This is a genomic window from Oleiphilus sp. HI0132 (assembly GCF_001635845.1).
Window position 1 is genome coordinate 1 of record NZ_LWGJ01000622.1, and the last position, 1,290, is coordinate 1,290.

Annotated in this window: 3 protein-coding genes; all 3 read right to left on the reverse strand. The window is 45.7% G+C overall.

Translation table 11 applies throughout. The features are described 5' to 3' along the window. Positions 1-375, reverse strand: a 375-nt coding sequence (locus A3766_RS07560; RefSeq protein WP_156508767.1) for an ATP-binding cassette domain-containing protein, incomplete at its 3' end; no start/stop codon positions are given. Continuing rightward, positions 365-1,063 (reverse strand): molybdate ABC transporter permease subunit, encoded by a 699-nt coding sequence (modB, locus tag A3766_RS07565; RefSeq protein WP_068510307.1) that lies wholly within the window; start codon positions 1,061-1,063, stop codon positions 365-367. The genes A3766_RS07560 and modB, both read right to left, overlap by 11 nt. 8 nt (positions 1,064-1,071) lie before the next feature. Then, a partial coding sequence (locus A3766_RS07570) for a substrate-binding domain-containing protein (protein ID WP_197479415.1) occupies positions 1,072-1,290 on the reverse strand: 219 nt, incomplete at its 5' end.

The window sequence follows — 1,290 nt, forward strand, 5'->3', positions numbered from 1 at the left end:
AAGAACATGCTCGATACTGATACGCTTTGCGCTGCTTTTGCTGGCGCGCTTAATAGCATATTCTAGATTGCCTATTGCGCTTAAATGAGGGAATAACTTGGCGTCCTGGAATACATAACCAATTGGACGCTTGTGGGTTGGCAAAAAAGAGGTCGAGCTTTGCCATTCAGCTCCGTTTATGACTAGAGATCCGCTTGCGTGCTCTAAGCCTGCGATGCAGCGTAATAGGCTTGTTTTCCCTGAGCCGGAATGCCCAAAGATTACATTAATTCCGTCCCCTGGAAGCGTGGTGTTGATTTGTAGCTCGAAGGGCTTGCCATTGCGCGGGCTGCGTGTGGAGTGGAGGTTGATCGCGATTGTAGGCTTATACTCCATTTTTCAGTCCACCAAAAAGATTTTGCCTTCTGTTAAAACTGTATAAGCAAAGCAGCACGATAAAGGAAAATATAACCATAATGCCGGCTAAGCCGTGGGCCTGGGAGTATTCCAGCGCTTCTACATGGTCATAAATCTGAACAGAAATAACGCGCGTCTCATCCTGAATGTTTCCGCCAATCATCAAAACAAGCCCAAACTCGCCAACAGTATGCGCGAAACCAAGAACTGCGGCCGTTAAAAAACCTGGCTTACACAAGGGAAGGGTTACCGTAAAAAAACGATCAATTGGAGAGGCTCTAAGGGTGGCGGCAGCTTCGATGGCATCATCACCTAGCATTTCCATAGCATTCTGTATTGGTTGCACAACAAAGGGCAGCGAATAGATAATTGAGCCAAGTACAAGCCCCCAAAATGTAAAGGGGAGCGTGCCAATGCCCAGACTCTGGGTCATTTCACCAATATACCCGCTTGGTCCCATTGCGATCAAAAGGTAAAAGCCTAGTACCGTGGGGGGTAAAATTAAGGGTAGAGAGACCAGGGCAGATACAGGTACTTTTAGCCAAGATTTTGTGCGGGCAAGCCACCACGCAAGTGGCGTGCACATGACTAATAAGCTGATCGTAACAACTGTAGCAAGTTTTAATGTGACTAATATGGCTGAATAATCTGCTTCAGAAAAAAACATATCGCTGCTTAATTGTGCTGATTGTCTAGAGTGGTGTCGGGCACGTTATACGAAAAGCCTTGTATTATCTCCCTAGCTTTGCCTTGTTTAAGATAGTTATAGAAAGCAATGGCAGCAGGGGACTTGTTTGCTCGACTTAGTAGAATAGCATCCTGCTTTATCGGATCATATAGCTCAGAGGGAATAGAAATACATGCTTCTGGCTGAATATTGTCTGAAGAGTTTGC

Excerpts from the sequence above, each read along its gene's own strand:
- modB (WP_068510307.1), bottom strand. The coding sequence starts at position 1,063 with ATGTTTTTTTCTGAAGCAGATTATTCAGCCATATTAGTCACATTAAAA.